The sequence below is a fragment of the Anaerotignum propionicum DSM 1682 genome, from assembly GCF_001561955.1.
GTDB classification, from domain to species: Bacteria; Bacillota; Clostridia; order Lachnospirales; family Anaerotignaceae; genus Chakrabartyella; species Chakrabartyella propionicum.
On record NZ_CP014223.1, the window covers coordinates 1,404,189 to 1,427,940 of the forward strand.

The 23,752-nt window shown below is 43.3% G+C and carries 35 protein-coding genes; 34 read left to right on the forward strand and 1 reads right to left on the reverse strand.

The window, feature by feature from the left end; translation table 11 throughout:
• Positions 1-42 precede the first annotated feature (42 nt).
• The 6 genes from CPRO_RS06655 to CPRO_RS06675 are packed head-to-tail and all read left to right on the forward strand — an operon-like array spanning position 43 to position 3,056.
• Positions 43-771, forward strand: a complete 729-nt coding sequence (locus tag CPRO_RS06655) for a rolling circle replication-associated protein (RefSeq protein WP_066049423.1) — start codon at positions 43-45, stop codon at positions 769-771.
• Positions 740-904, forward strand: a complete 165-nt coding sequence (locus CPRO_RS15265; protein WP_157881643.1) for a hypothetical protein — start codon at positions 740-742, stop codon at positions 902-904. The genes CPRO_RS06655 and CPRO_RS15265 overlap by 32 nt, the downstream gene beginning before the upstream one ends.
• Positions 901-1,701: a DNA adenine methylase gene (locus CPRO_RS06660; protein WP_066049426.1), complete on the forward strand. Its 801-nt coding sequence runs from the start codon at positions 901-903 to the stop codon at positions 1,699-1,701. The genes CPRO_RS15265 and CPRO_RS06660 overlap by 4 nt, the downstream gene beginning before the upstream one ends.
• The gene (locus CPRO_RS06665; protein ID WP_066049429.1) at positions 1,701-2,231 is read left to right on the forward strand and encodes a Holliday junction resolvase RecU; all 531 of its coding nucleotides are present in this window, start codon (positions 1,701-1,703) and stop codon (positions 2,229-2,231) included. The genes CPRO_RS06660 and CPRO_RS06665 overlap by 1 nt, the downstream gene beginning before the upstream one ends.
• A complete protein-coding gene (locus CPRO_RS06670; protein WP_066049432.1) occupies positions 2,228-2,569 on the forward strand; it encodes a hypothetical protein in 342 nt (113 codons plus the stop codon). The genes CPRO_RS06665 and CPRO_RS06670 overlap by 4 nt, the downstream gene beginning before the upstream one ends.
• A gap of 31 nt (positions 2,570-2,600) precedes the next feature.
• The gene (locus tag CPRO_RS06675; protein ID WP_066049435.1) at positions 2,601-3,056 is read left to right on the forward strand and encodes a hypothetical protein; all 456 of its coding nucleotides are present in this window, start codon (positions 2,601-2,603) and stop codon (positions 3,054-3,056) included.
• A 165-nt stretch (positions 3,057-3,221) separates the two neighbouring features.
• Here the strand turns inward: CPRO_RS06675 and CPRO_RS06680 are convergent, their stop codons facing one another.
• The gene (locus CPRO_RS06680) at positions 3,222-3,410 is read right to left on the reverse strand and encodes a hypothetical protein (RefSeq protein WP_066049437.1); all 189 of its coding nucleotides are present in this window, start codon (positions 3,408-3,410) and stop codon (positions 3,222-3,224) included.
• Positions 3,411-3,743: 333 nt separating this feature from the next.
• On the opposite strand from CPRO_RS06680, the gene CPRO_RS06685 reads away from it, so the two are divergent.
• Genes CPRO_RS06685 through CPRO_RS14890 form a run of 28 tightly spaced genes read left to right on the forward strand, consistent with a single transcriptional unit; the run spans position 3,744 to position 23,736 of the window.
• Positions 3,744-4,280 carry a DNA-packaging protein gene (locus CPRO_RS06685; RefSeq protein ID WP_066049439.1) on the forward strand — a complete coding sequence of 179 codons (537 nt, stop codon included), beginning with the start codon at positions 3,744-3,746 and terminating at the stop codon, positions 4,278-4,280.
• A complete protein-coding gene (locus tag CPRO_RS06690) occupies positions 4,280-6,115 on the forward strand; it encodes a terminase gpA endonuclease subunit (RefSeq protein ID WP_082754263.1) in 1,836 nt (611 codons plus the stop codon). The genes CPRO_RS06685 and CPRO_RS06690 overlap by 1 nt, the downstream gene beginning before the upstream one ends.
• 12 nt (positions 6,116-6,127) lie before the next feature.
• Positions 6,128-6,346 carry a hypothetical protein gene (locus tag CPRO_RS06695; protein WP_066049441.1) on the forward strand — a complete coding sequence of 73 codons (219 nt, stop codon included), beginning with the start codon at positions 6,128-6,130 and terminating at the stop codon, positions 6,344-6,346.
• Positions 6,347-6,351: 5 nt separating this feature from the next.
• The gene (locus CPRO_RS06700; protein ID WP_066049444.1) at positions 6,352-7,818 is read left to right on the forward strand and encodes a phage portal protein; all 1,467 of its coding nucleotides are present in this window, start codon (positions 6,352-6,354) and stop codon (positions 7,816-7,818) included.
• Positions 7,793-8,374: an HK97 family phage prohead protease gene (locus CPRO_RS06705; RefSeq protein WP_082754264.1), complete on the forward strand. Its 582-nt coding sequence runs from the start codon at positions 7,793-7,795 to the stop codon at positions 8,372-8,374. The genes CPRO_RS06700 and CPRO_RS06705 overlap by 26 nt, the downstream gene beginning before the upstream one ends.
• 11 nt (positions 8,375-8,385) lie before the next feature.
• The gene (locus CPRO_RS06710; RefSeq protein ID WP_066049447.1) at positions 8,386-9,837 is read left to right on the forward strand and encodes a phage major capsid protein; all 1,452 of its coding nucleotides are present in this window, start codon (positions 8,386-8,388) and stop codon (positions 9,835-9,837) included.
• Between the two features lie 20 nt (positions 9,838-9,857).
• Positions 9,858-10,187, forward strand: coding sequence for a DUF2190 family protein (locus tag CPRO_RS06715; protein ID WP_066049449.1), 330 nt, complete (start codon positions 9,858-9,860; stop codon positions 10,185-10,187).
• 11 nt (positions 10,188-10,198) lie between these two features.
• Complete coding sequence (locus CPRO_RS15570) at positions 10,199-10,549, forward strand: hypothetical protein (RefSeq protein WP_066049452.1); 351 nt, start codon at positions 10,199-10,201, stop codon at positions 10,547-10,549.
• On the forward strand, positions 10,546-10,890 hold the full coding sequence (locus CPRO_RS06725; protein ID WP_066049453.1) for a hypothetical protein: 345 nt from the start codon (positions 10,546-10,548) through the stop codon (positions 10,888-10,890). Before CPRO_RS15570 ends, CPRO_RS06725 begins: the two co-directional genes overlap by 4 nt.
• The gene (locus CPRO_RS06730) at positions 10,887-11,498 is read left to right on the forward strand and encodes a phage tail protein (protein ID WP_082754266.1); all 612 of its coding nucleotides are present in this window, start codon (positions 10,887-10,889) and stop codon (positions 11,496-11,498) included. The genes CPRO_RS06725 and CPRO_RS06730 overlap by 4 nt, the downstream gene beginning before the upstream one ends.
• Positions 11,495-11,962, forward strand: coding sequence for a hypothetical protein (locus CPRO_RS06735; RefSeq protein WP_066049457.1), 468 nt, complete (start codon positions 11,495-11,497; stop codon positions 11,960-11,962). Before CPRO_RS06730 ends, CPRO_RS06735 begins: the two co-directional genes overlap by 4 nt.
• Positions 11,956-12,246 (forward strand): hypothetical protein, encoded by a 291-nt coding sequence (locus CPRO_RS06740; RefSeq protein WP_066049460.1) that lies wholly within the window; start codon positions 11,956-11,958, stop codon positions 12,244-12,246. The genes CPRO_RS06735 and CPRO_RS06740 overlap by 7 nt, the downstream gene beginning before the upstream one ends.
• Positions 12,236-13,690: a phage tail sheath family protein gene (locus CPRO_RS06745; protein ID WP_066049463.1), complete on the forward strand. Its 1,455-nt coding sequence runs from the start codon at positions 12,236-12,238 to the stop codon at positions 13,688-13,690. Before CPRO_RS06740 ends, CPRO_RS06745 begins: the two co-directional genes overlap by 11 nt.
• A 2-nt stretch (positions 13,691-13,692) precedes the next feature.
• The gene (locus tag CPRO_RS06750; RefSeq protein ID WP_066049466.1) at positions 13,693-14,211 is read left to right on the forward strand and encodes a phage major tail tube protein; all 519 of its coding nucleotides are present in this window, start codon (positions 13,693-13,695) and stop codon (positions 14,209-14,211) included.
• On the forward strand, positions 14,211-14,786 hold the full coding sequence (locus CPRO_RS06755) for a phage tail assembly protein (RefSeq protein WP_066049469.1): 576 nt from the start codon (positions 14,211-14,213) through the stop codon (positions 14,784-14,786). Before CPRO_RS06750 ends, CPRO_RS06755 begins: the two co-directional genes overlap by 1 nt.
• A 38-nt stretch (positions 14,787-14,824) precedes the next feature.
• Positions 14,825-14,947 carry a hypothetical protein gene (locus CPRO_RS15910; protein ID WP_257721895.1) on the forward strand — a complete coding sequence of 41 codons (123 nt, stop codon included), beginning with the start codon at positions 14,825-14,827 and terminating at the stop codon, positions 14,945-14,947.
• On the forward strand, positions 14,931-17,006 hold the full coding sequence (locus tag CPRO_RS06760) for a phage tail tape measure protein (protein ID WP_066049471.1): 2,076 nt from the start codon (positions 14,931-14,933) through the stop codon (positions 17,004-17,006). The genes CPRO_RS15910 and CPRO_RS06760 overlap by 17 nt, the downstream gene beginning before the upstream one ends.
• Positions 17,007-17,060: 54 nt before the next feature.
• The gene (locus CPRO_RS06765) at positions 17,061-17,258 is read left to right on the forward strand and encodes a tail protein X (RefSeq protein ID WP_066049474.1); all 198 of its coding nucleotides are present in this window, start codon (positions 17,061-17,063) and stop codon (positions 17,256-17,258) included.
• A complete protein-coding gene (locus CPRO_RS06770) occupies positions 17,246-18,244 on the forward strand; it encodes a phage late control D family protein (RefSeq protein WP_143148974.1) in 999 nt (332 codons plus the stop codon). Before CPRO_RS06765 ends, CPRO_RS06770 begins: the two co-directional genes overlap by 13 nt.
• A 28-nt stretch (positions 18,245-18,272) precedes the next feature.
• Positions 18,273-18,863 carry a hypothetical protein gene (locus CPRO_RS06775; protein ID WP_066049479.1) on the forward strand — a complete coding sequence of 197 codons (591 nt, stop codon included), beginning with the start codon at positions 18,273-18,275 and terminating at the stop codon, positions 18,861-18,863.
• Positions 18,864-18,875: 12 nt separating this feature from the next.
• Entirely contained in the window at positions 18,876-19,265 is a 390-nt protein-coding gene (locus CPRO_RS06780; RefSeq protein ID WP_066049480.1) for a phage tail protein, read from the forward strand.
• Positions 19,266-19,277: 12 nt separating this feature from the next.
• The gene (locus tag CPRO_RS06785; RefSeq protein WP_082754267.1) at positions 19,278-19,568 is read left to right on the forward strand and encodes a GPW/gp25 family protein; all 291 of its coding nucleotides are present in this window, start codon (positions 19,278-19,280) and stop codon (positions 19,566-19,568) included.
• Positions 19,561-20,709 carry a baseplate assembly protein gene (locus tag CPRO_RS06790; RefSeq protein WP_082754268.1) on the forward strand — a complete coding sequence of 383 codons (1,149 nt, stop codon included), beginning with the start codon at positions 19,561-19,563 and terminating at the stop codon, positions 20,707-20,709. Before CPRO_RS06785 ends, CPRO_RS06790 begins: the two co-directional genes overlap by 8 nt.
• A complete protein-coding gene (locus CPRO_RS06795; protein ID WP_066049481.1) occupies positions 20,702-21,265 on the forward strand; it encodes a phage tail protein in 564 nt (187 codons plus the stop codon). Before CPRO_RS06790 ends, CPRO_RS06795 begins: the two co-directional genes overlap by 8 nt.
• Before the next feature lie 13 nt (positions 21,266-21,278).
• Complete coding sequence (locus tag CPRO_RS06800) at positions 21,279-21,947, forward strand: tail fiber protein (RefSeq protein ID WP_066049484.1); 669 nt, start codon at positions 21,279-21,281, stop codon at positions 21,945-21,947.
• A gap of 3 nt (positions 21,948-21,950) precedes the next feature.
• A complete protein-coding gene (locus CPRO_RS06805; protein WP_066049487.1) occupies positions 21,951-23,249 on the forward strand; it encodes a hypothetical protein in 1,299 nt (432 codons plus the stop codon).
• A gap of 14 nt (positions 23,250-23,263) precedes the next feature.
• On the forward strand, positions 23,264-23,596 hold the full coding sequence (locus tag CPRO_RS06810) for a hypothetical protein (RefSeq protein ID WP_066049490.1): 333 nt from the start codon (positions 23,264-23,266) through the stop codon (positions 23,594-23,596).
• A complete protein-coding gene (locus CPRO_RS14890) occupies positions 23,596-23,736 on the forward strand; it encodes an XkdX family protein (RefSeq protein ID WP_236782401.1) in 141 nt (46 codons plus the stop codon). Before CPRO_RS06810 ends, CPRO_RS14890 begins: the two co-directional genes overlap by 1 nt.
• Positions 23,737-23,752 lie beyond the last annotated feature (16 nt).

The window sequence follows — 23,752 nt, forward strand, 5'->3', positions numbered from 1 at the left end:
TTAACATTAGGGCTATGGTTATTTATTGAAAGGGGTAAAGCAATGCCAAGATATAGAAAACACATATGGGCAGGAGACGTTTATGAGTGTGAGGAATATTACTCACCAAGAGCCATAGGAAAAAAATATAACAGAGGGCAAAATGAACTGCTTACCTCTGAGGAACAGAAAGAACGAAATCTGAAATTAGCGAGAAGGAAATTATCCAGATTGATTAATGCGAATTTCAGGCAGGGGGATTTGTTTATTACTCTTACATACCGTAAACGATTATCCAGAGAAGAAATCAAAAGGGAGCTGCGGAACTTTTTGAGCCGCTTGAGACGGTGGAGAAAGAAAAAAGGTCTTTCGTCTGTGAAGTACATCGTTGTGACAGAGTCAGAAAGTGGCCGTGAGCACCATCATCTTTTGGTAAATGCCATGGATATTACCCTTAAGGAATTAACGGAGCTGTGGGGAAACGGAAGAGTTATGATTTCCCAATTAGAGCCAGGCGGAGATTATACAGGTCTGGCCAGATACATAACCAAGGAAAATATAAAAGAGTATGAAAAAAGATGGTCCACAAGTAGAAACTTGGTACAACCAAAAGTTGTTGTAAAAAAAATAAATTCAGCTAACCCGAAAAAGAAGCCCAAACCTCCCAAGGGGTATCTGGTTGTAGAAAGCAGTGAATATTTTTCAGAGGAAATTGGCCCTATAAGATATTTAAAAGCGATTAGATTAGGCGGTGATGATTATGGAACAGGAAAAGAAAAAACTGAATTGTGAAAAATGCTTGTGCTGGAGGTATTTCAGCAAGGAAGATGGTACTTGCATGAACTGTGAACGATGTAAAGAAAACGGTGGAGCCAATAAGGTTTGGTGTTTGATGGATTGTGATTTTATTGGGAGGCAGCCATGAAAGCTGTTATGAAGTATCCAGGAAGCAAGTGGTCTTTGGCAAAAGAAATAATCTCTCTTTTCCCTGAACACCACAGTTATTTAGAGGCTTTTTTCGGGAGCGGAGCCATTCTTTTCAATAAACCCAGAAGCAATATTGAAACGGTGAATGATTTGGACGGTGAAGTGATTAATCTTTTTGATTGTATCAGGCGTGATCCAGAACAACTTGCCAGAGAGGTTTATTTTACACCATATGCACGGCAAGTATATGAGAATGCATTTGAAGAAAAGCCATTAAACAATTATGAACGTGCTAGAAATTTTTACATAAAGCTAAACATGGGGCATGGTTATAGAACCACAGGGGGGAAAGTTGGCTGGAAAAATGATGTCCAGGGAAGGGAACGAGCCTATGCAGCTAGTGACTGGTGTAATCTTCCTGAAAAAATTATTGAGTCCGCTGAAAGGTTACGGGGTGTGCAAATAGAAAATCGCCCTGCAGTTGAATTGATAAGAAGGTTTAACAACCCAAAGGTTTTAGTGTATTGTGATCCTCCCTATATTTTGGGTACCCGATATGGAAAACAGTATCATTGTGAAATGTCAGATCGTGACCATGAGGAATTATTGAATGTATTGATAAACCATAAGGGGTCGGTTGTAATAAGTGGCTATGAGTCGGAACTATACAATCGTTGTTTAAAGGGATGGAATAAGGAATATTTTCAAGTAAGAACAAGAGCGGGAACAAAAGGGAAAGAAGTCGTTTGGATGAATTTTGAACCTAAAGGACAATTGGAATTGGAGGAAAGGTAATGGCTTACAATCAGCTAACAGCGAAGCGGCAACATCAAAATGCAGTAAATAATGCCCAAGGGCATTTATTTGAAAGTGCAATTCTGGCGGGGTGCAATACATACAGAGAAAACGGTCGGGCAGAAATTAATAAAACGCCTGAGCCATTTCGGGTTTTGAATAAAGGTATTGATGGAATGTTCATGGGGAGATTTACCGCACATGCTCAACCGGATTTTCAAGGAACCCTTGAGGATGGAAGGTCTATCGTATTTGAAGCGAAGACCACAACTTCCGACCGGATGAAGAGGGACGTATTAACTGCAGAGCAGCAGAATGCTTTAGAAAGCCATATGAGTTTGGGAGCGGTTGCGGCGGTATGTGTTGGGCTTGAAGATAATTTTTTCTTCATCCCTTGGAAGGTATGGCGGGATATGAAAGAGCATTTTGGCCGGAAATATATCACTGCAATTGATGTTGAGGAATACCAGGTTAAGTTTAATGGAGCTGTGATGTTTTTAGATTACATTAAGGGGGTAAATGCGAAATGAATATTTATAATGCAATTCTTCATACAGAAAACCATTTAGATAAAGGCGATAAGATTATAAATGATTTTTATAAGCTGTTGGATGGGGTGAAGTGCGTTGTTGCAGAAAATATCTTTGCCAGTGTGTTTTCTATTATAGGGAGTGATGATCCAAAATATAAAGAAGCTATATATTTGTTAGAGCAAGATGAAATGGATGGTTCATATATAGACGAAAGAGAAAGATTTGATAAAGATTGGGAAGACGGGGAATATTTTTCTGACGAAAGCATCCTCATAGAAAAAGAATTTGTTGAGATTGTGGAGCTAATTGGATGTATGGGAAATGACTTGTCATAAATCTTTTTTGACAAGTGAAGGGAGGTATCTCATGAAAAAAGATAATATAAGGGATTACGCAACGGAAGCCTTTCGCTACTATGCAGCTTGTGGGCAAAGAACGTCAGAGGAATTAAAACAGCAAGTGAAGAAACAAATTTATGACCAGTCGAAGCGGGAAAGAATCCGCTCTGGAAGCGGCGCACACTCTGACTATACAGCATATTCAGTTATGGCGGCAGATGATGAAATGTATGAAATGGCAGCTGAGTTCTTAGATATTATTGCAGTGGAAAAAACAATGAAACAATTGACATGTGATCAAAAGAAAGCTGTCGAGATTGTTTATTTTACAGATGCGGGAAGAGAATTGGAGAAGGGAGATATCAGCAAAAGAGTACATAAGGCTGAAATTGAAATTCCTGCAAGTAGTATGTCTATTTACAGATGGCTACGAAATGCAAGATATATTTTCTCAAAAGAAAGAGGGTTGCGCATTATAAAATGAATGTTGTTAGTAGTGGGGGTAAATTCTGTGGTAATATAGTATCATCGAAAGAGTAGCAAAGAAAAAAGACCGAGATTATTCGGTCTTTTCTTCATTAGTGCACACTGTTAATTCAATTAAACATTTAGAACCGTTGCAAGCTTAATTGCAGTATATCCTTTAACTTCATTTTTCCTTCCTGATTCTGTACATGAGAAGTGCTATCCAGGCAGCTATAAGAAAAAATGCAAAGTAAGTAGTTGGAGTTAGGTTACTGTAATCTGTTTTAAACATAAACAAAACAGATAATATTGCAAAAGATATATCAAGTAAGTATTTTTTCATTTGTACTAGATGTGGTTTGTAGTATCCCACATCTTCTCACCTCCTTTTTATGATATTAGAGCACATTGTGGCGTGCTAGTCAATAGATGAAAAGTAACTATTAATCGTTGTAGTATCATTGAAAGTGTGTGCGAATGAAGTGGCAGGCTGGTCGTTCTCTTCTTGTTTCTCATAGGTGGTTAGGTGACAGCAGGAGCGGTATGAGGCAGAACCCTTAGAGGGAAACGTTAGGTACTACCGGGGCCGTAATAGACTGCGGGTCCATGTGACCGCGGCATTTTGCTCTAAAAAATAAAAATTTTCTTGGTACTTCCTTCCGCTATCGAAGGAAAATGGAGGGCGGAAAGGGGGTAAGAACATTATATGGAAGTCAATCAAAAGCAATTATCCACAATTTTAGGTGTGACGGATCGGAGAATTCGCCAGCTAATCAATGAATTTGGGCTTTTTCAAAGCTATGAGCATGGTGGAAAAAGGGAAAAACGATACGACCTTGGAAAATGCGTTCAAGAGTTCATCCAATACCAGGTGGATGCGGAAACGAACAGGGGGGCATCTTTAAACAAGGAACAGGTTTCAACGGAGCACGAAGAAATCAAAAAAAAGATCTCCATGTTGAAGCTAAAACGCCTCCGCCGACAACTCCATGCTGCCGGAGATGTGGAGGAATTTTTAACGGATATGCTGGTTAATTTTCGTGACCGTTTATTGTCTATACCCCAAAAGACCGCCCCGATTTTAGCAGCAGAGGATGATGTAAATAAAATTTTGTCCTTATTGGAGGGGGAGGTTTGCGAGGCTTTGGATGAGCTTTCCGAATACGATCCCTTGAAGATTGAGAAAGAAAAGGACTATATGCGGCTGGAAGAAATGGAAGAGGATGAGGAGGAGGAATCATAGTGCCTACGGCAGACAAACGGAGATCCCGCCAAAGGACAAGGAATTTATTTGTTACTGTGCTGAAAAGAGCATTGCGAAAGCCTGAAAAACTGACAGTTTCCTCATGGGCTGAAAAATATAGAGTGTTGGATGAAAGCAGCAATTTCAAGGGGCGTTGGTCAAATATGATCACGCCCTATTTGATTGGAATTATGGACGTTTTCAATGATGCCTATGTGCAAGAAATTAATTTTGTTAAGCCCACCCAGGTAGGCGGCACTGAGGCTTTACTGAATATGTTAGGTTATATCATTATGCAAAGCCCTGCACCCACCATGATTGTTTACCCTACGGACGATTTGGCCAAGGATACTTCCAGGGATCGCTTGCAGCCGTCCTTGCTGAAAACAAAAGAAATTGCAGAAAAATTTCGGAAGAATGAATCCAAGGAATTGGCGTTGAAATTTTATGGCATGAACTTATATCTTCGTGGAGCGGGTTCACCGTCTAAGCTAGCATCCAAGTCTATTAAGTATCTGTTTTTTGATGAAATTGACAAGCTTGGTGGCGCAAGCAAGAAAGAGGCTTCCCCTTACAATTTGGCGAAAGAAAGAACAAGGACATTTACCTTTTCCAAAAAAATATTTACTACATCCACACCAACGTTGAAAACAAACTATGTTTGGATGCTCCATGAAAATGCCGATGAACAAAGACAGTATTTTGTTCAGTGCCCTCGTTGTGGGAAATGGATAACCCTATTTTTTAAGCAGATTATTTTTCCTAGCGAAGAAAATATGTCACCCACAGATCGTGCCAAAGAGGCGGTTTATCTTTGCCAGGAGTGCGGAGAACAAATTTCAGATAAAGAAAAGTATCAAATTATCCAGAAAGGGGAATGGCGCACCACAAATAAAACCTGTAGCGGCAGAGCGAGAAGTGTTTCTTTTTGGTTGAATGCTCTATACAGCCGATTTTTAACATGGGAGGAAATTGTACTCGAGTTTTTGAGCAGTAAAGACGATCCGGAACGGTTGCAAAACTTTGTCAACTCATGGCTTGCTGAGCCATGGGAAAATACAAAACTAAAAACCAGCGAGGATTTGGTTATGGAATGTCAGACCGAATATGAAGAACTGGAAGTGCCGGATTGGGCGAAATTACTGACTGGAGGGATAGATGTTCAAGAAAACTGTATTTACTGGACAATTCGTGCTTGGGGTGATTTTATGACTTCGCAAAATATTGCCCATGGACAAGCGCTGAGTATGGAAGAAGCAGAGCGGATTATGGGTATTCCTTACCGTAAGCGAAACGGAGAGGGGTATTTGGTGAGCTTGGCCTTAATGGACTCCGGTGACCAAACAGATCAGGTATATGATTTCTGTGTAAAGAATCAGGAATGGGTTCTACCTTGTAAGGGGCGCAGTGCTATGTTAAGCAATTATAAATTAAGCACCATCAATAAAGCCGGTTCTGCGGCCATGGGTATGACCTTGGTTTTAATTGATGTTGGGAAATACAAAGATATGATTGCTGCCAGGATGCAGAAAAAGCAGGGGAGTGGTGCTTGGATGGTTTATCAAGGCTGTGATATGGATTATGCTTTTCAAGTTACATCAGAGCATAAAGTTACTGAGCGTGGAAAGGGGCAAAGTACTCAAGTTTGGGTGAAGAAAACCACACATGCAGACAACCACTATTTAGACACAGAGGTTTATGCGGCAGCAGCGGCAGAAATCATGGGGGTTCGTAGCCTTTTTCTTTATAACGAGGAACAAAAGGAAACACCGGAAAAACCGGAAGAAACACAACAGGAAAATAGCTGGATTTCCGGTGATGGCAGTTGGATATAAGGAGGATGAATTATGGATTCAAAAGAACCAGCGGCTTTGTTGAATGAAGTGGAAGCGGCAATTTCCACAATTCTGAAAGGTGGGCAAAGCTATAAAATCGGTTCCCGAAGCCTTACCAGGGCAGATTTGGGAACGCTGACAAAATTGAGGAATGAATTATTGATGCAAGTGCAGGCTGGTGGAGGACAGCTACTTGCAAATACAAGCGTAGTTTTTTTTGAGGGAAGGTGAGGCCTATGGGGGCATTGGAAAGTTTAATCAGCTGGATTTCGCCGGAAACCGCCTGCCGCAGAGAAGCGTGGCGGCAAGAATATGAGGAAATGAAATCCTATGATGCAGGGGGCTTTGGTAGACGGAATGCACGATGGGGTGTTTATAATCAATCGGCGGAAATGACCGACCGCTATGACAGGGACACCATCAGAGCCAGAGCCAGAGATTTGGAACGAAACAGCGATATGGCGGCAAGCATTATTCGTGCGTACAAAAGAAATGTCGTAGGCCGAGGCTTCGGCTTGCAGGCAAGAACGAATGATGAAAATTTCAACAATTCTGTTGAAAAATTGTGGAAAGCTTGGTGCAAAGCCAAAAATTGTGATGTGACAGGACAGCAGAGCTTCAATCAGATGATGCGAATGTCAGCGGTTCGCAAAATGGTAGACGGCGGCATTCTGTTTAAAAAATGCTATACCGAGGGCGGTTTGGTGCCGTTTAAATTGCAGGCAATCGAAGTGGATGAGCTGGACATTTCCATTACAACGCCCATGAAAAAAGGGAATAAGGTGGTTGGCGGTGTGGAGTACAACGAATATAACAAGCCAGAGGGTTTTTGGATTACCCAATATTCCATTGATGGGTTTGTCATTCCTGAAGCCCAGTATGTTCCTGCCAAGGATATGATTTATTATTTTGACAAGAAGCGTCCTTCTCAAATCAGAGAAATTTCAGACTTAGCAAGCACCATCCCAAGAATTCGAGATACCAATGAATTTATTACAGCGGTTTCCGTAAAAGAAAGAATTGCTGCTTGTTTGGCTGTCTTTGTAAAAAAAGTTGCGCCCCCAGGCGGCGGATATGGTCGGGGTGCTGTAGAATCCATAGGCAGCTCAAAAACTTATTCGGGGAAAATGCTTACCCCGGGTATGATTACAGAGTTAAATGCCGGGGATGAAATACAGGTAGTTGATCCGAAGGGAAGCAGTGACGATGCAACTGCGCATTTAAAAATGCAGCTTCGTTTGATGGGTGCAGGCCAAGGGCTTAGTTATGAAGCGGTTTCTAGAGATATGTCGGAGACAAATTACAGCTCTGCAAGGCAGGCAAGTATTGAAGACGAATTGACCTTTGTGGAGGAAATTGAATTATTACAGGAGAATGTCATGTCGGAGATATACGAAACTTTCGTGATCTCCGTTTTTTTATCGGGCTTAATCAGCATTCGTGATTTTTGGAGCAACAAGCAGGAATACCTGTATCATGAATGGGTGGCAAGCCCTAAGAAATGGATTGATCCATTGAAGGAAGCCAATGCAAACCGTATCGCCTTGGAAACAGGGCAAAAAACCTTTAAGCAGATTGCGGCAGAGGGCGGTCGGGATTGGAAGGAACAAATTGACGATATGGCAGAAGTGTTTCAATATGCCCGGGATATGGGCGTTCAGTTAGGGGGTGAGCTATTTGAGCCAAAAAAAGATAAAAAGTAGTGGAGAGCGTTGTTTTTGCGCACAGATTCGAGCCGCAACGGAGGAGGAAAACGAAAGGAAGTTTATTATAAGTTTTTCCAGTGAAGAACCATACTTGCGGTGGTTTGGTCCCGAGATTTTATCCCATGAAGAGGGAGCCATGGATTTAGGCCGTCTGAATGAAATGGGTGTGCTGCTGTTTAACCATCACAGAGATCAGGTTGTGGGAAAGGTTTTGCGTGCATGGATTGAAAATGGTCGTGGTATGGCTGAGGTGGAATTTGATGATGATGAATTTTCAGAAACCATACGCAAGAAAGTTGCCAGCGGCACCTTAAAAGGGGTGTCCGTTTCTTACCGTGTCAGTGTGTGGGAGGAGGTTGAAGCTGGTGCCACTTCCTCAAATGGAAAGCACGTAGGTCCATGCAGCATTGCGAAAAAGTGGGAGGCTTTTGAAATTTCTATTGCTACGGTACCTGCGGATCCATCCGTAGGCGTTGGCAGAAGCTTAGAAGAAATGGAATTGAAAATGTGGCACATGGAGCGGCAGTTGGAGATCAATCGAAATTATTTATGAGGGGGAAGAACATGAAAAAGGAACTTTTAGAAAAAATCAGCCGTCAGCAGGCAATTTTAAACCAAGCTAAGGCAGAGGGCAGGGTGTTAAATGCTGAGGAAGCAAGAGAAATGGAAGATCTGCAAAAAGAAATTGAAAAAATGAAAAATCCTGAACCCACAGGAGGTGACGATGCCCAAAGAGCTGTGGAAGCGGAACGCCAACGAGTAGGGGAAATTGCAGATTTGTGCAGGGAGTTTGGAATGGACGCAGGGGACTTTATCAAAAAAGGGGATACCGTGGAAAGCGTGCGCCAAGCAGTTATTGAAAAGCTGAAGCAAAATGGTTCTCCTTTACGAAGCAGTGCCAGAGTAAGCAATACAGGGGAAGAAGCGTTCCGTCAGGATTTGTCTGATGGAATTTTAATCAGAACAGGGCAGAGCTTGAAAAACGCCACCCCGGAGGCAAGAAGCTTTTCCAATATGAGCCTGCGGGATATGGCCATTGTTTGCTTAGGCAGAGATGGGGAAAGTGAGGGCAGTTTGCTCCGTAAGAGCAATGAGGAAATTTTGGAAATGGTAAGTAGACGAGCCTATAACCCCGAAGCGGCTTTTCCTGCCATTTTGGACAATGCTGTACAGAAAAGCATCGTCAAGATTTATGAGGAAGAGGAAACTACCTTCCAGCTTTGGACAGGTAAGGGGAGCGTAAAGGACTTTAAACCTACAAAGGACCGTCAGTATCTCATTGGTGGTTCGGGTAGTTTTGAGTTGGTACCCGAAAATGGGGAGTTAAAAGCAAGTAAGCCTTTCACAAAAGAACTTCCTACCAGAAAAATTGATACTTACGGTACCACCTTCTCCATGACTAGACAAGCTTTTATTGATGATGATATTGGCTTTATTACCGAAGTGCCTGCGTATTATGCCAAAGCGGCAAAAAGAAAAATCAATCGTCAAGTTTACGAGGTTTTGTATAAGAACGGCACTATTTACGATGGGAAAACCCTGTTCCATACAGACCACAATAATTTAATTGCCACAGGTTCAGATCCCACGGCAAAGGCAATTCAAGAGGCCATCTTGAAAATGAAGATGCAAAAGGATCCATTCGAACAGGCAATTAGAATAAACCCCAAATACATCATTACCCCTGTTGGGTATGAGTTTGATTTGTATACCATTTTCAATTCCGCAGGAATGCCGGGAACAGCCAACAATGATGTAAATCCTCTTAGAAATTATAAGATGGAGATCATTGAGGATGCTGAATTGAATGCTTTGGCGGGTACGGGTGCCCTGCCTTGGTTTATGGCAGGGGGCAAGCACATCTATGTGGATTACTTGAACGGGAAAGAGGTTCCTACCATCATGCGCATGGAAAAAGCGGGGGTTTTAGGCTTTTCTTGGGACATCTATCTGGATTGGGGCGTAAGTGTGGTTGATTTTAGAGGTTTAGTTAAAAATCCAGGTAAAACCGTATAATTAAGAGAGGAGAATTGAAAATGGCAAAGGCAACGTATGTGCAAGAAGGAAATTCCCTTGACTACAGAAATGTAGGAAGTGAGAAAATTGAGGCAGGGGATATTATCAGTTTAACCACCCGTGTTGGTGTGGCCGGTACGGATATGGAAGTGGGTTCTCTTGGGTCAGTAGCTGTAACAGGCGTGTTTTCCATGCCAAAGGCAACGGGCGCTATTGCCCTTGGTGCGTTGGTGTATTTCAATACTACCCAAGGCAAGATTACAACAACCAACACAGATGTTCCTGCGGGTTTTGCAATTGCAACGGCGACAAGCAGTGACGCTACAGTACTGGTGAAGCTGCTAGGTTAAGGAGGCGGACTATGAAGTATAGAGCGAATAGTCTTTTTTATGATGGTGAAAAGGAGTATCGCCCCGGTGAGATTGTTATGGCCGAGGAAGAAAAAACAAAGCGGTGGGAAGAAAAAGGCTTTGTAATTGGGGAGGAACTGACACCGGAGGAAAAGGCGGCTGCGGAAGCAGAAAAAAAGGCAGCTGAGGAAGCAGAAAAAAAAGCAGCTGAGGAAGCGGAAAAAAAAGCGGCTGAGGAGGAAGCACAAAAAGTAGCTGAAGAGGTGAAAAGAAAGGCGGCAGAGAAGGCGGCCAAAAAAGCGGCAGAGAAAGCAGCCAAGGAGGCCACCAATAAAACCGATGAAAATGGTGAGGAAAAATGAGCGAGTCATTTAATTTCAAGGCCATTTTGTTAAATGATTTAAAAGAAACATTTTTCCTTACTGAGGAATTTTCGGAGCGGCATATGGTAAACGGCACAGAGATGGATGTGCTTTTGGATGATTACGAGCTCATGGAGCGAAAGGGAAGCCGAAAGGAAAACGAGCATTTTGACGGGATATTTTCTGCTGACGTTTTGATGTATGTAAAAGCGGAAGATTTCGGGGTGTCTCCAAAGGTGGGGGCGCTTTTAATTTTGGATGGAAGCAAGGTGTATCGTGTGCGTGAGGTGACGGAAGAAATGGGTGTATATGCCCTTGCACTGGGGGCGAATAAAGTTTGATTAAAATTGAAGTGAAAAACAGTGATGTAATTGTCAGAAGCATTGCAGAAAAACTAGGGAACCTCTCCAAAGATGCTCCTGTTGTTTTGAAGTTGGCTATCAATGAAACGGCAAACAAAACAAGAACCCTTATGGGCAAGGAAGTACAAAAAGCTTATACTACGAAATTGGGAAGCGCCAAAAAATATATGAGAATCAAAAAAGCAACGGCTAAAAAGCTTGTGGCTGTGATTTCTTCCAAGGGAAGCCCCACCATTATAAGTGACCATAAAATCAGTCCTGCCAAAATGCAAACAGGAGAAAACAGACCCAAGATTCTAAAGGCAAAAGTTCTAAGAAAAAGCAGAATGAAACCGTTGGAAAGAAATGAAATTAAGGCTTTCCTTACCAAGTTTACAGGGTCGGGTTTACACAATTATGGTGTGGTGGAGAGAGTGGGTAAAGAACGCTATCCCATCAAACCTCTTTATTCCCCTGCCATTTCTCAAATGTTAGGCAGTGAGAAGAATGTATTAAACGTCATTCGGCCAGAGGTAGGTAACTTTCTGCAAAAAGAAATTCTTCGCCAAATTGACCGTAGAAAACGAAAGGAGATGTATGTGAAATGACACCTATCTTCTTACAAAAGAGCTTGGTTGAGGAATTAAAGGCGTTGTTTGCTGGTTTTTGCTCTACGGATGATGTTGTGGGAAAGTGTGGCCAGGTTAATATCTTTCCCCAAGATTTGCCCATAGCTTTTGGCGGTGATGAAGAGGAACGGGTACCCTATATCATTGTGCGGATAGACAGCGGAAATATACAGGAGTTGAACCAGCAGGAGAGGGTGGAAATGATTCTTGTTTTCTGTGTGAAGTCAACCAATGAAAACCGCCAGGGCTACCTTGATGTAATGAACATGATTCAACGAGTGAAAGACCGATTTTTTAGAAAATTCCGTCTGGGAGAGTATTTCTTTTTTGAGCCGCCTTTTGAATGGGCGGTACAGGAGGAAGATACTTTCCCATATTTTTATGGGGCAGTAAAAATGAATTTTTATTGTCCCGCCATTATATTGGAGGGTGATTTGTGTTGAAAAAAGAGGATGTCATGAAGAAAGCAGGACGAAAAACAACAATTATTTATTGTGGGCCGTCCATTCCTTTTGTGGCAAAGGAGGGAACAGCTTTTCAAGATGGCGTTCCCTTGCGGCTGACAGAATTAGGAAAGCGATGCCCTGCCATTGGGGCGTTGCTTGTAAAAATGGAGGACTACGCTGAAACAAGGAAGATGCTCCAAAAGAAAGGCTCTGCGGAGAGCATTCTCTACGAAAAAGCAAAAGAATATATTCAAAAGGGGGTAAAGGAATATGGCCTATAAACATGGTGTGTATGTGGGAGAAGTGGCAACCAGCATTACAGCACCCATTGAGGGAACGGCAGGCTTACAGGTGATTTTAGGCACGGCACCGGTACATCTTGCCAAGGATCCATATGCTTGCAGTAATAAGCCTATTTTGTGCTACAGCTTTGCGGAAGCGGCGGAGCAGGTGGGGTATTTAGATGATTTTCAGAAATACACCCTGTGCCAGAGTGTAGATGCCAGCTTTCGGGTGTTTAACATTGCACCCATCATTTTGATAAATGTTTTGGATCCTACGAAGCACAAAAAGACATTGGCAGCAAGAGCACTGTCTGTGCTGAAAAAACAGGCGGTTTTGCAAGAAGACGGCGTGCTTTTGGATCAGCTGGTTGTAAAGTCAGAGGATGGACAAACCACATTGGCAAAGGACACGGATTATGTTGCAACCTTTGACGATGATGGATTTGTAACGATTACCCTAATCACAAGCAGTGAAATTTCTGCCATTCAGGTCTCGGGGGTTGCCATTGATCCCGCAGCGGTGGAAGCGGTAGACTTGATTGGAGGTATTCAAATCAGCACGGGGGAAGAAACAGGCATGGAGGTCATTCGTCAGATTTACCCCAAGCTTGGTATGACAGCGGGGCTTTTATTGGCTCCCGGATGGAGTCAGGATGCTAATGTAGCGGCGGCGTTACAGGCGAAATGTGAAGCAATCAACGGTGTTTTTTCCTGCGAATGCTTTTTGGATATTCCCTGTGGCACGGATGGGGCGAAAACTTATACCGATGTGAAGGAAGCCAAGGAAAGCCTTGGGGCAAGTTCAAACCATGCTTTTGCATTATGGCCGAAAGGTGCAGTGGGCAGTAAGCACTATTATTTGTCAGCTCTAGCGGCAGCTTGCACTGCCTATACCGATGCAAATAATGAGGATGTTCCGGCTACCTCCCCATCCAACAAAAACATTCGCATTACTGCAACAATTTTGGAGGATGGTACGGCGGTAGATCTTGACCAAGAGCAGGCAAATACCATCAATAGCTTTGGTGTGGCCACAGCATTAAATATGAACGGCTTTAAGTTATGGGGGAACAATACGGCGGCTTATCCCTCCACCACAGATCCAAAGGACCGTTGGCTTGCTTGCAGGCGGTTTTTTAGTTGGTGGGGAAACACCTTTATTCTCACTTATTTTCAAAAGGTGGATAGTCCTGCGAATCCTCGCTTAATTGAAAGCATTGTGGATAGCGAAAACATTAGGGGAAATAGTTTTGTTGCCAGAGGGTTTTGCGCTACAGCCCGAATTGAGTTTATTGAGGCAGAAAATCCTCGTACCGATATTTTAGGTGGGAAAATTCAGTTTCATATGTACTTGGCACCCTATACCCCTGCGGAGGTATTGAAAACCCTTTTGGAATTTGATGTGAATGCTTTAGAAACAGCTTTAACCGGAGGTGAATAAGAATGGACAAAAACATTCCAGATAAGATTACAAATTATAACGTCTATGCATCGGGCACCAGATTAATTGGCATGGGAGAAGAAATGCCCATTCCGGAGCTTTCATCAAAAACAAGTACTCTTACAGGGGCGGGAATTCTTGGGGATATTGAGACCGCCACCTTAGGACAGTTTGACAGCATGGAGCTTGAGGTGCCATTTCGTATGCCTATGGATGATTTTTTCAGCATTTTCAAGCCCGATGAACCCGTAGACTTAACGGTACGAGGGGCAATTCAAGCTATGAGAGGTGATGGCTCCTTAAAACAGGTAGGGGCAAGAATGGTGGTTCGTGGCGGCTTAAAGGGGGCTGCCTTCGGAAAGTTCAAAATTGGTGAAGCGGCAGAATCCTCTGTAAAGGTGGAAGTTTACTATTTCCTTTTAGAAATTGACGGAAAAAAGAAATTAGAGCTGGATAAATTGAATTCTGTTTTCGTTGTTGATGGTAAAGATATTTTAGAGAAAGTGAGGTCGTTGTGCTAATGAAAAGGACTTGGGATGAAGCAATGAGTGTGGCAAAAGCCATGTGTGAGGGGCAGGAGGTTTCTGAAGAGCAGTTGGAGATTTTTGCAAAGAAAATCATGGGTTATGACGATGCAACAACAGACACTTCCGAAAACTACACAGAAAGCCAAGAAGATATACAGATAGTTAAAAACAACACTGACGATGGAGAAATCGCCAAAGGAGAATTCCAAGAGGACAATATAATCATTGGAAGCGGCATTGTTGCGGAGCCGGAAGAGGAGAAGAAGGTAAATGAGGAGGAAGACTTCATCATCCGTTTCCAAAAGCCTTATCATTTTGAAGGAAAAACCTATGCAGGAGTTGATCTTTCGGGGCTAAAGAGCTTGAGGGCAAAGGATGTTTGGAAAATTAATAGAAACTACCGTAATGCTGGGAATATCGGTTTGCTTCAAGAAATGGACAGTGAGTACACCGCTCGTGTGGCGGCCAGAGCTTCTGGAATGCCGGTAGAATTTTTTGAGTGCATGGAGCTACCTGACATGATTAAAGTAAGGACAAAAGTGAGCGATTTTTTTTACCCAAGGGAATAAAATCCCACTCCGACGTAAAAAAGCTTCGTAAAATCTGTATGGATTTGGGGCGTATTACCGGCGCCGGAATTGACTATTTCATGGATCTAACCTTGGAAGAACTCTATGAAGTTGCGGAAGAGGTTGCAGACGAGGTGGTGAAAAATGGCAGGAAAAAGTAAAACCTATGAAATGATGGTGGAAATTGCAGGCAGGGTTAATAAGAATTTCGGTTCCTCCGTGGGAAAGGCGCAAAAGCAGTTAAATGGTCTGAAAGATACCATGAAAAAGGTTGGTGTTGCGATTAGTGTGGCTTCCATTACTTTGGGAGCTGCAAGCTTTTTAAAGGATAGCGTTACCCAAGCCATAGAATACGAAAGCACCATGGCAGATGTGGCTAAGGTGGTGGATGGGCTACGGGAGAAAAATGGAAAATTTACCGAGAGTTACTATGAAATGTCCGATGCACTAATAGACATGTCAAAGTATATTCCTATGACGGTTTCTGAAATGGGAGAAATCACAGCGGCGGCAGGGCAGGCTGGAATTGCCAATGAGGACTTAATGCAGTTTACCAAAACTGCCGCAAAAATGGGAATTGCTTTTGATACCACTGCGGAACAGGCGGGGGAATGGATGGCCACGTGGCGAACCTCCTTCCGCATGAGCCAAACAGAGGTAGAAACGCTCGGTGATCAAATCAACTATCTAGGAAATACAACCTCGGAAAACACCCAAAAGCTATCAGGCGTTGTAACAAGAATTGGTGCACTAGGAAAGACCTCAGGCTTGAGTGCGGCAGAAATTGCAGCGATGGCTGCCAGTATGACAGGTGTTACAGAAGAAATCAGCGCAACAGGTATTAAAAATTTGATGTTGTCCATGACGGCTGGAAAAGCGGCAACGGATAAACAAAAGACCTTATTAAAATCTCTTGGGTTTTCAGCAACGAATATGGCAAAGAGAATGCAAAAGGATGCCAAAGGGGCAATTCTAGATTTACTGGGTGCGATCAAAGCTATGCCAGAAGCGGAGCAGGCAGCGGCTTTAACCCAGTTTTTCGGCAAAGAGTCCGTTGCCGCCATTGCGCCACTATTGTCAAATTTAGATGTATTAGAAGAGCAATTTCAAAAAGTGGGGGATGCTTCCCAATATGCAGGATCCATGGAGGACGAATATGCCACACGTTCTGATACCACCGCAAATAAGATACAGATTGCACAGAATCAAATCAATGCTTTGAAAATAGAAATAGGGCAAAAGTTGCTTCCTGCGGTTGGTGCTGCAGCAGAAAAGGTTGGTGCACTTGTGGATGCCGCACCGGAGTTTGTAAGTAAATATTCTACAGTGATTAGGGTGGTAGGTGCATTCGCCGGTGTAATTGCGGCAGTAAAACTGGTTGGCTTTGCCATCAATATTGGGAGGGTTACCAAGGCACTCATGCTTCAAAAAATTGCAACAACAAAAAGTATCATAGAAACCGCAATTTTACAAGGCATGTATGCCAAAGATGCCGTTGTGCGAGGTGCTAGCATCATCGCAACAGGGGCGCACACGGTGGCACAGACTGTATGGAACGGTGTAACAGCAGCGGGTGCCGCCATTGCCAAAGGCTTTGGTGCCGCAGTTACTTTTATGACAAGCCCTTTGGGGATTGCCATTATTGTGATTGGTCTTTTAGTTGCAGCAGGGGTTCTTTTATATAAAAACTGGGATAAGGTAAAGGCGAAAGCCTCGGAGCTTTGGGAAGCAACGAAAACCGTTTTTTCAGGGATAAGAGATGCTATTACCGGAGCCTTTGATGCGGCGAAAGAAAAGGTTGCTGCTTTTTTTAGCTGGATTGGTGGAAAGCTTTCAAGTTTGGATGAAAAAATCTCTTCTATTCCTGTAGTAGGAACTCTATATAAAGGTTTCAAAAGTGGAGTTGGAGCCGTTGGAAATGCTCTTTCAGGAAACTCCAAAGTGCCTGCGTTGGCATCAGGAGGCGTGGTCACAGCCCCAACCCTTTCTCTGATTGGTGAAGGTGGTGAACCGGAAGCGGTTATTCCGTTATCAAAGCTTGAAAAAATATTAGGGGGTGCATCTTCCTCTGTTGGGGGCGGCGTTACTTTTGCCCCTGTGATACAAATTTCGGGAGAAGCAAGTAAAAAAGATGTGGATGAGGCGTTAAGCAACGCCTATGAAAAATTCAAGGGTTTTATGGCACGTTATGAAAAGGATAAGCGTAGGTTTGCATTCTAAAAAAATACCAAAACCGCAATCACCTGCGGCTTTAGGGGAAAGGGGGAAGCGGTGGTGCAGTATATCACAAAGGCAGGAGATCAATGGGACATCATTGCCAAAAATGTATATGGTGACGAATACAAGGCGGATCTATTAATGGCGGCGAATTTTCCGCTATTGGATATTTTTCAGTTTGATGCGGGAATAGTGGTAGAATGCCCTGAGTTGACAGAAACACTTAATGAGACTATGCCGCCGTGGAGAATATGAAGGCACGTAGGTCAGGAGCCACACTAAAGTATAACGGTATTGAGATTACGCCGTCCATTACAGGTTTCTCTTTGGAACTTTCCGCAGAGGGCACCGCTGACAATTGTTCTTTTCAAATTGCGGATCGAGGCGAGCGGTGGTTGGGGGATTTATTCCCCAAAAAAGGGGATGCCATAGAAGCAACAATATCTGTATATGACTGGGAAGGGGACGGGGATAACCGTTCCCTCTCTTGTGGTACCTTTACCGTTGATAGCGCAGGAATAAATGGTGAGCCTGTAGCGATTTCTGTGGGAGCGGTAGCAAAGCCTGTTAAGGCGGCTTTTTCTGCTACCCAGAGAACCCAAACATGGCAAAAGGCCACATTGCAAAAGATAGCGGAAACCATTGCAGGGCGGTATCAGCTAAAATTATTTTATGATGCCCCTGAAATCACGATAGCGGCCAAGGAGCAAAGTGAACAGGAAGACGGTGCATTTTTACAAGAGTTATGCCAAAGCTATGGCTTAATTCTAAAAATATATCGAGATAAGCTGGTTATTTTTGACCGTGAAGTTTATAAAAAGAAAAAAACTGTGAAAAAAATTTCACGCTTTGCAATCAAGCGAGAAGTAGGATGGAATTACCAAACAGATTTAGAGGGCAGTTACACTGGGGGTGTAATAACCTACACCGATGCCAGGACAGAAAAGGACATTTCCTATGAGGTGGGTACCAAAGAACGCCCTTTGAAGCTAAATGAACAGGCGGACAGCATAGGAGATGCAAAGCGGAAATTAGAAGCGGCCATTGCCAATGCAAACCATGGTTTATTTCGTTTAAGCCTTAGTGTCATGGGAAACCCTGACTTGGTGGATGGGGTAGTTTTAGAAATAGTGGATTTTGGCGTGGAAATATCGGGACGTTATTTTGTTGATAAGGCGGTGCATTCCCTTTCCAGAGGGGAGGGATATGTGACTGCTTTGGAAATGAGTAAGATCATCTGAAAGGGGTGTCATTTTGGAGGGAATGAGAGTGGGAAGGATTTCTTCTGTTAATTATGAAGGGGGAACCGCCCAAGTGGTTTATATGGATAAGGACAAAGCGGTAACTACAGAGTTACCCCTTCTTTCCAGCGAGTATTGCATGCCTGAAGCGGAGGACATGGTTTTGGTTTGTCATTTGCCCAACGGAGCGGCGGCAGGGGTGATTTTAGGTCGATTCTGGTCACAGAAAAACATACCACCCGAAAGTGGTCGAGGGTTATACCGCAAGGATATAAGCCGAGAAGCGGGCAAGGCAATGCTTCGTTACAAAGAGGGAGAAGATATTGTGCAGCTTTCAGGACCAAAAATAAAATTACTGACAAACACCCTTTTCATAGAAACACAAAACGTTTCTGGAACAGGTGAGGAAATTGGCTTTGCGGGAAACCAAGTTACCATTCAAGGAAACGGCGTATCTCTTCTAGGAGATTCTGTTGTGATGAGTGGTTCGCAGATTACGATTTCTGCTGGTTTGGTGCAAATTTCGGGAACAGGGGATGTGATTTTGGATGGGATTTCCTTAAAGAACCATACCCATACTTGTAGTGCACCGGGAACGGAAAGCTCAAAGGCCAATTAAGGGGGGGATTTTATGATTGGATCCTATGGCCCTATCATTTTTATTGTATCGGATAAAATGGCATTGACTTTTTCCAGACTATCCCGATCAGCAGGCAGTGAATGGGCTACCCATGAAACCCTGAGGGGAAAGAAGCGATCAGAATATATCGGCCCTGTGTTACAGACCATTTCCCTAGAAATCACTTTATCCGCCATGCATGGGGTACGCCCAAGACAAACAGCGGAAACCTTGGTTCAAATGGCGGAGAATGGGGTGGTGTATCCCTTTGTTGTAGGCGGAAAACCTGTGGGGAATAACCTTTGGAAATTACTTTCCGTATCTGACGATTGGAAGGGGATTTATTCCAAAGGTGAGGTTTCGGAAATTACGGTATCACTGTCGATAGAGGAATATGTGTAGGGGGTGTGCGGATTGGCGCAAGTGAAAATTGAAATGTCAGGTACATCAACAGCGGCGGAGAATATTCGCCGCTGTCTTACGATTTTATACGGAACACCTGTGGGATCTGTTGCATTAGACCGAGAATTTGGGCTGGATTGGAATTTTGTAGATTTACCCACGGAGGTTGCCAAAGCAAAAATGTCAGCGGAGATTATTGGGAAAACGAGAAAATATGAGCCAAGGGTTATGGTGCAGGAAGTGCAGTGGGAAACCAGTGGTGAGGGGGAGCTAAAGCCAAAGGTGGTGATTCAGATTGTCTAATATTGATTTATTGAAAAATGTTCCTGAGATTTCTTTTATTGAGAACATGACACTAGCAGCCTTAAAGGAGGAAATGCTTGCGGATTATAATCAGGAAATGAAAGCGTTGACGGGAGAAAGTCAAGAGCTTCCCCAAGGGGATCCTGTGCGGTTGGTTTTAAATAGTGTTGCCATGGCGTTGTATCAAGCAATGCAATATGTTGACCGAGCGGGGAAAATGAACCTTTTAAAATATAGCTATGGGAATTTCTTAGACAACGTGGGGGCATTGAAAAAGCTTATCCGGAAAGAACCGTCATTTGCTACGGTAACCTTACAATTTTCCATGGATAGTGCTCGAGGACAAGCAACGTCCATTTCGGGGGGGACTAGGGTTGCAACACAAAAGGGTGTTTATTTTATGACTGACCAATATGCCGAAATTCCTGCAGGGGAAACCGCTGTTTTCGTGAAGGGAACAGCCCTTGAGGCAGGGGTGAGAAGCAACGAGATTCCTATTGGCGTCATTACGGAAATTGTGGATCCTATTCCCTATATCAAAAGTGTGAAGAATATCACGGTTTCTGAGGGTGGTGCAGAAATGGAAAGTGATGCCGCCTTTACAGAGCGGATTTATAATTCACCATCGGGCTACAGCACTGCAGGGGCAACGGAAGCTTATGAGTATCATGCTAAGGATTACCATACCAATGTTTCCGATGTGAAAGCATATAGCCCTTCTGAAAATCAAGTTGTCATTGTATTTTTGATGAATGATGGTCGATTGCCTACGGAAACAGAGCGGGCGGGAATGTTGGAACATTTGAGTAAGGATAAAATCCGCCCTTTGACGGATCATGTGACGGTGTCCCCGCCCCAGGAAAAAGAATATACCGTCAGTCTGAATTACTTTATCAATCGCTCTGATCAAGGGCAGGCGGTAGCAATTCAAACCTCAGTGACCCAGGCGGTAGAGGAGTATTTAAAATGGCAGCGGAAATTAGGGCGTGATATTAATCCGTCAGAATTAATTAAGCGTGTGATTTTAGCGGGAGCCAAGCGGGTAGAGCTGACAACGCCTACATATGGGGCGGTGAATGATTATGAAGTTTCAAAGTGTACAGGAAAGACATTAAACTTTGGAGGGGTGGAGGATGATTAAGCTATATGATGCATTGATTACCCAAAGCCTTCCTGACATTCTGGGAGAACAGCCTTGGTGTATTGCCCTTGCCAAAGTGATTCGGAAGCAAATCAGAAAAACCATGCTTGCGGGGGAGAAAAGCAGAACCTACAGCGCCATAGACCAGGGGGATCACAAAGTTTTGGATGTGTTGGCGGCAGAAATGCGCACACCGGGGTATTCTGAAAGCTTCAGCTTGCAAGTAAAGCGCAGCTTAGTAAAAGGGACGCTTGCGTATTATTCCCATGCAGGGACGGCAGAGGCATTAAAAGTGGTTTGTGCGGAAATATTCGGAGATGCGGCGGTGCTGGAGTGGTATGAGTATAATGGGCGCCCTGGATACTTCAAAATTACCACAAACAGCCCTTCGGTAACCGATAATACCATAAATGAGTTTATTAAAACGGCGGAGAGAGTAAAAAGGCTTTCTGCTAAGTTAGATGGTATTGAGGTTGCGTTGTCAGCGAAACAAGAGATTTTTGTGGCGGCTGTACTGCATACCGGAACAAGATACACGTTCCGTTTTATAAATTAAGGGGGAGAGCTGAATGAGTTTTGATTCGGTGCAATTTACTGCCAGCGGCAGGAGAATGATGCAGGAAGCGGTAGCGGGAAAGGTTTTGACCTTTACCAAAATACAGCTAGGGGATGGCAGATTAACAGGTCAGGCAATAGGTGCATTGACTGCTTTAATAAACCCTATTAAGAATATCAGTATTTCATCCATTACAGCAAAGGAGAAGTATGCGAATGTACAAGGCTCTTTTGACAATGGCCAGCTGAGCCAAGGATTTTATTGGCGGGAGATTGGTATTTTTGCAAAGGTAGGTGAAGAAGGTACAGAAGCGTTATATGCCTATGGTAATGCATATGAATTGGCGGAGTACATCCCTGCTGGGGGGAGTGAAATTGTAGAAAAAGTGGTTAGTGTTCCGATTTTCGTAAGCAATGCAAGTCAGGTTACAGCATTGATTGATGGCAGTCTGATTTATGTTTCAGTTACAGACTTCACAAGTCATCAGCAAGAGAATGCCAGTATCACAAATTATGGACATACCAAGTTGAGTAGTGCCATAGATTCCGACAGAGAGGATTTAGCGGCCACACCAAAAGCTGTAAAGATGGGTGTTGCGGAGGCGAAATTCATTATTTCACCCACAGGGGAAAAGTACAAATGGGGAATGGATGCAGTTGGATTATTTTTAGAGGAGGTGTAGGCCATGGCCAGTGGAGACAAGTTTTATATAGCGGATAAGGCCACCCTGGATGAAGTGAAAGGGAAAATAGGAAATACCGCAGACACAGGGGGGAGTAGTACCGCCGGAAGTGTTTTTGGGAAGTTGAATTATTTGGTTTCACAGCTACAAGCAAGTTATATTGCAAATATATATAGTTGGTGCAGTGCGTTGATAAGCAGAATTGGTAGTAACAGCGATGTCGCAAATAGTGCCATCGGTGCTACTGCCCATGGAAAATTAAACTGGTTTTTAAATTTGTTCGGCAAAACGGATGATACAGGTGGGAGTACAACAGCTGGGACGGTCATGGCCAAAGAGAATGCCATTTTGAATAAGATCGGCTTGTTTAGTGATAAATCTGATTTAACTGTTTTTGGAAAATTAAATGCATTGTCTTCTAATTTATCTTCTAAGTTGGCATGTTGCGGAGACATTGGTACTACTTTTTCTATAAAAGATACAAAAGGCTACTTTGCAGAAATTTTAGTTGAGATAACAGAAAATTCTATTTTGATGCCTTCAGGGTATTATGTTGAATTTGTCGATGTTCCACTTAGTATATACGACATCATCATCAAAAACTCTTCAATTTCGGTGAATTCAAACACAGTAACGATTGATGTTGATACCTTGGGCAAGATATATACTTTTGAGTATTATATTTTAACTCAAAAATTTATAAATTCCGGGACATATACTTTTCCTGTGAAAACTATGTATATTACTGCCGCTGGGTGTGGTGGCGGAGGGGGCGGCGCAAGTAGTAGTAACAGTACTGGTGCTGGCGGCGGTGGTGGCGGCGGTGGTGCTTGCATTCATCTAGCTAAATATACAAAATCGGTGGGTTTTAGCACCGACATTACAATTACTAATTATGGTGGTAGTGGTGGCAATGTTAATACAAATGGTATTGCTGGAAACCCGACCATTCTTAGCAATTTGATTACCTTGGCAGGTGGTGGTGCGGGAGGTGCAGGTAGTGGCTATGACAGAGGCAGTGGCGGTTTAAATGGATCTGGCGGAGGTGCTGGCGGTAGTAAAAACAGTATTAATGGTACAAACAGTGTCATTCCTACCGGCAAAGGAGGCAGTGGTGATTCTGGTTGCGGCGGCGGCGGTGGCTATGGTGTAGGCGGCGCAGGTGGTGCAATTGGTGGAAAAGGAAGTCTTGGCGGTTATGGAGCAGGTGGTGGTGGCGGCGGTAGCAGTAGTGCTGGGGGCAATGCGGGTGCTGCTGGTGGCGGTGGAATAGTTGAGTTTTATATAGGCTATAAAATTTAAATGGGGGCGATTTTATGTTATACGCTATGGTGTTAAAAAACAGAGTAATAGATATTGTTGGATCTAATGTAATTCCTGAATACCCTCCCGATGCGAATAACAATGCTGTTTTTGCTGTCAATTGTGATGAGGATGTGGCAATTGGCATGCACTATGATAAACAAAATAAGAAGTTCTATGAATACGCAGAACCAGAACCAGCCATGGCACAACCAACAGATTTAGAATTGCTCATGCAAGCTCAGGCGGATTCTGAATTGCGTGACTTGGTAATTCAGCAAAATCAGGAGTTGTTAGCACAACAGATGACAGATATCGAAGTGGCACTATTGGGGGGTGACAGATAATGAGTCCTATGTTTGAGAATTTAAAGCTAAGGTTTGAAAAGAATTTTGTTAGGAAAGACCAGCTTCAAAAGTTTGTTGGATTTGGCAAGATTACTACAGAGGAATACAAAGAAATCACCGGTGAAGATTTGCCGGAATAATAACTACATAGGGCAT

Excerpts from the sequence above, each read along its gene's own strand:
- CPRO_RS06700 (WP_066049444.1), top strand. The coding sequence starts at position 6,352 with ATGGGGGCATTGGAAAGTTTAATCAGCTGGATTTCGCCGGAAACCGCC.
- CPRO_RS06695 (WP_066049441.1), top strand. The coding sequence starts at position 6,128 with ATGGATTCAAAAGAACCAGCGGCTTTGTTGAATGAAGTGGAAGCGGCA.
- CPRO_RS06755 (WP_066049469.1), top strand. The coding sequence starts at position 14,211 with ATGAAAAGGACTTGGGATGAAGCAATGAGTGTGGCAAAAGCCATGTGT.
- CPRO_RS06760 (WP_066049471.1), top strand. The coding sequence starts at position 14,931 with ATGGCAGGAAAAAGTAAAACCTATGAAATGATGGTGGAAATTGCAGGC.
- CPRO_RS15910 (WP_257721895.1), top strand. The coding sequence starts at position 14,825 with ATGGATTTGGGGCGTATTACCGGCGCCGGAATTGACTATTTCATGGAT.
- CPRO_RS06715 (WP_066049449.1), top strand. The coding sequence starts at position 9,858 with ATGGCAAAGGCAACGTATGTGCAAGAAGGAAATTCCCTTGACTACAGA.
- CPRO_RS06780 (WP_066049480.1), top strand. The coding sequence starts at position 18,876 with ATGATTGGATCCTATGGCCCTATCATTTTTATTGTATCGGATAAAATG.
- CPRO_RS06655 (WP_066049423.1), top strand. The coding sequence starts at position 43 with ATGCCAAGATATAGAAAACACATATGGGCAGGAGACGTTTATGAGTGT.
- CPRO_RS06725 (WP_066049453.1), top strand. The coding sequence starts at position 10,546 with ATGAGCGAGTCATTTAATTTCAAGGCCATTTTGTTAAATGATTTAAAA.
- CPRO_RS06665 (WP_066049429.1), top strand. The coding sequence starts at position 1,701 with ATGGCTTACAATCAGCTAACAGCGAAGCGGCAACATCAAAATGCAGTA.
- CPRO_RS06735 (WP_066049457.1), top strand. The coding sequence starts at position 11,495 with ATGACACCTATCTTCTTACAAAAGAGCTTGGTTGAGGAATTAAAGGCG.
- CPRO_RS06710 (WP_066049447.1), top strand. The coding sequence starts at position 8,386 with ATGAAAAAGGAACTTTTAGAAAAAATCAGCCGTCAGCAGGCAATTTTA.
- CPRO_RS06810 (WP_066049490.1), top strand. The coding sequence starts at position 23,264 with ATGTTATACGCTATGGTGTTAAAAAACAGAGTAATAGATATTGTTGGA.
- CPRO_RS15265 (WP_157881643.1), top strand. The coding sequence starts at position 740 with ATGGAACAGGAAAAGAAAAAACTGAATTGTGAAAAATGCTTGTGCTGG.
- CPRO_RS06750 (WP_066049466.1), top strand. The coding sequence starts at position 13,693 with ATGGACAAAAACATTCCAGATAAGATTACAAATTATAACGTCTATGCA.
- CPRO_RS06795 (WP_066049481.1), top strand. The coding sequence starts at position 20,702 with ATGATTAAGCTATATGATGCATTGATTACCCAAAGCCTTCCTGACATT.
- CPRO_RS06805 (WP_066049487.1), top strand. The coding sequence starts at position 21,951 with ATGGCCAGTGGAGACAAGTTTTATATAGCGGATAAGGCCACCCTGGAT.
- CPRO_RS06660 (WP_066049426.1), top strand. The coding sequence starts at position 901 with ATGAAAGCTGTTATGAAGTATCCAGGAAGCAAGTGGTCTTTGGCAAAA.
- CPRO_RS06675 (WP_066049435.1), top strand. The coding sequence starts at position 2,601 with ATGAAAAAAGATAATATAAGGGATTACGCAACGGAAGCCTTTCGCTAC.
- CPRO_RS14890 (WP_236782401.1), top strand. The coding sequence starts at position 23,596 with ATGAGTCCTATGTTTGAGAATTTAAAGCTAAGGTTTGAAAAGAATTTT.
- CPRO_RS06670 (WP_066049432.1), top strand. The coding sequence starts at position 2,228 with ATGAATATTTATAATGCAATTCTTCATACAGAAAACCATTTAGATAAA.
- CPRO_RS06800 (WP_066049484.1), top strand. The coding sequence starts at position 21,279 with ATGAGTTTTGATTCGGTGCAATTTACTGCCAGCGGCAGGAGAATGATG.
- CPRO_RS06745 (WP_066049463.1), top strand. The coding sequence starts at position 12,236 with ATGGCCTATAAACATGGTGTGTATGTGGGAGAAGTGGCAACCAGCATT.
- CPRO_RS15570 (WP_066049452.1), top strand. The coding sequence starts at position 10,199 with ATGAAGTATAGAGCGAATAGTCTTTTTTATGATGGTGAAAAGGAGTAT.
- CPRO_RS06685 (WP_066049439.1), top strand. The coding sequence starts at position 3,744 with ATGGAAGTCAATCAAAAGCAATTATCCACAATTTTAGGTGTGACGGAT.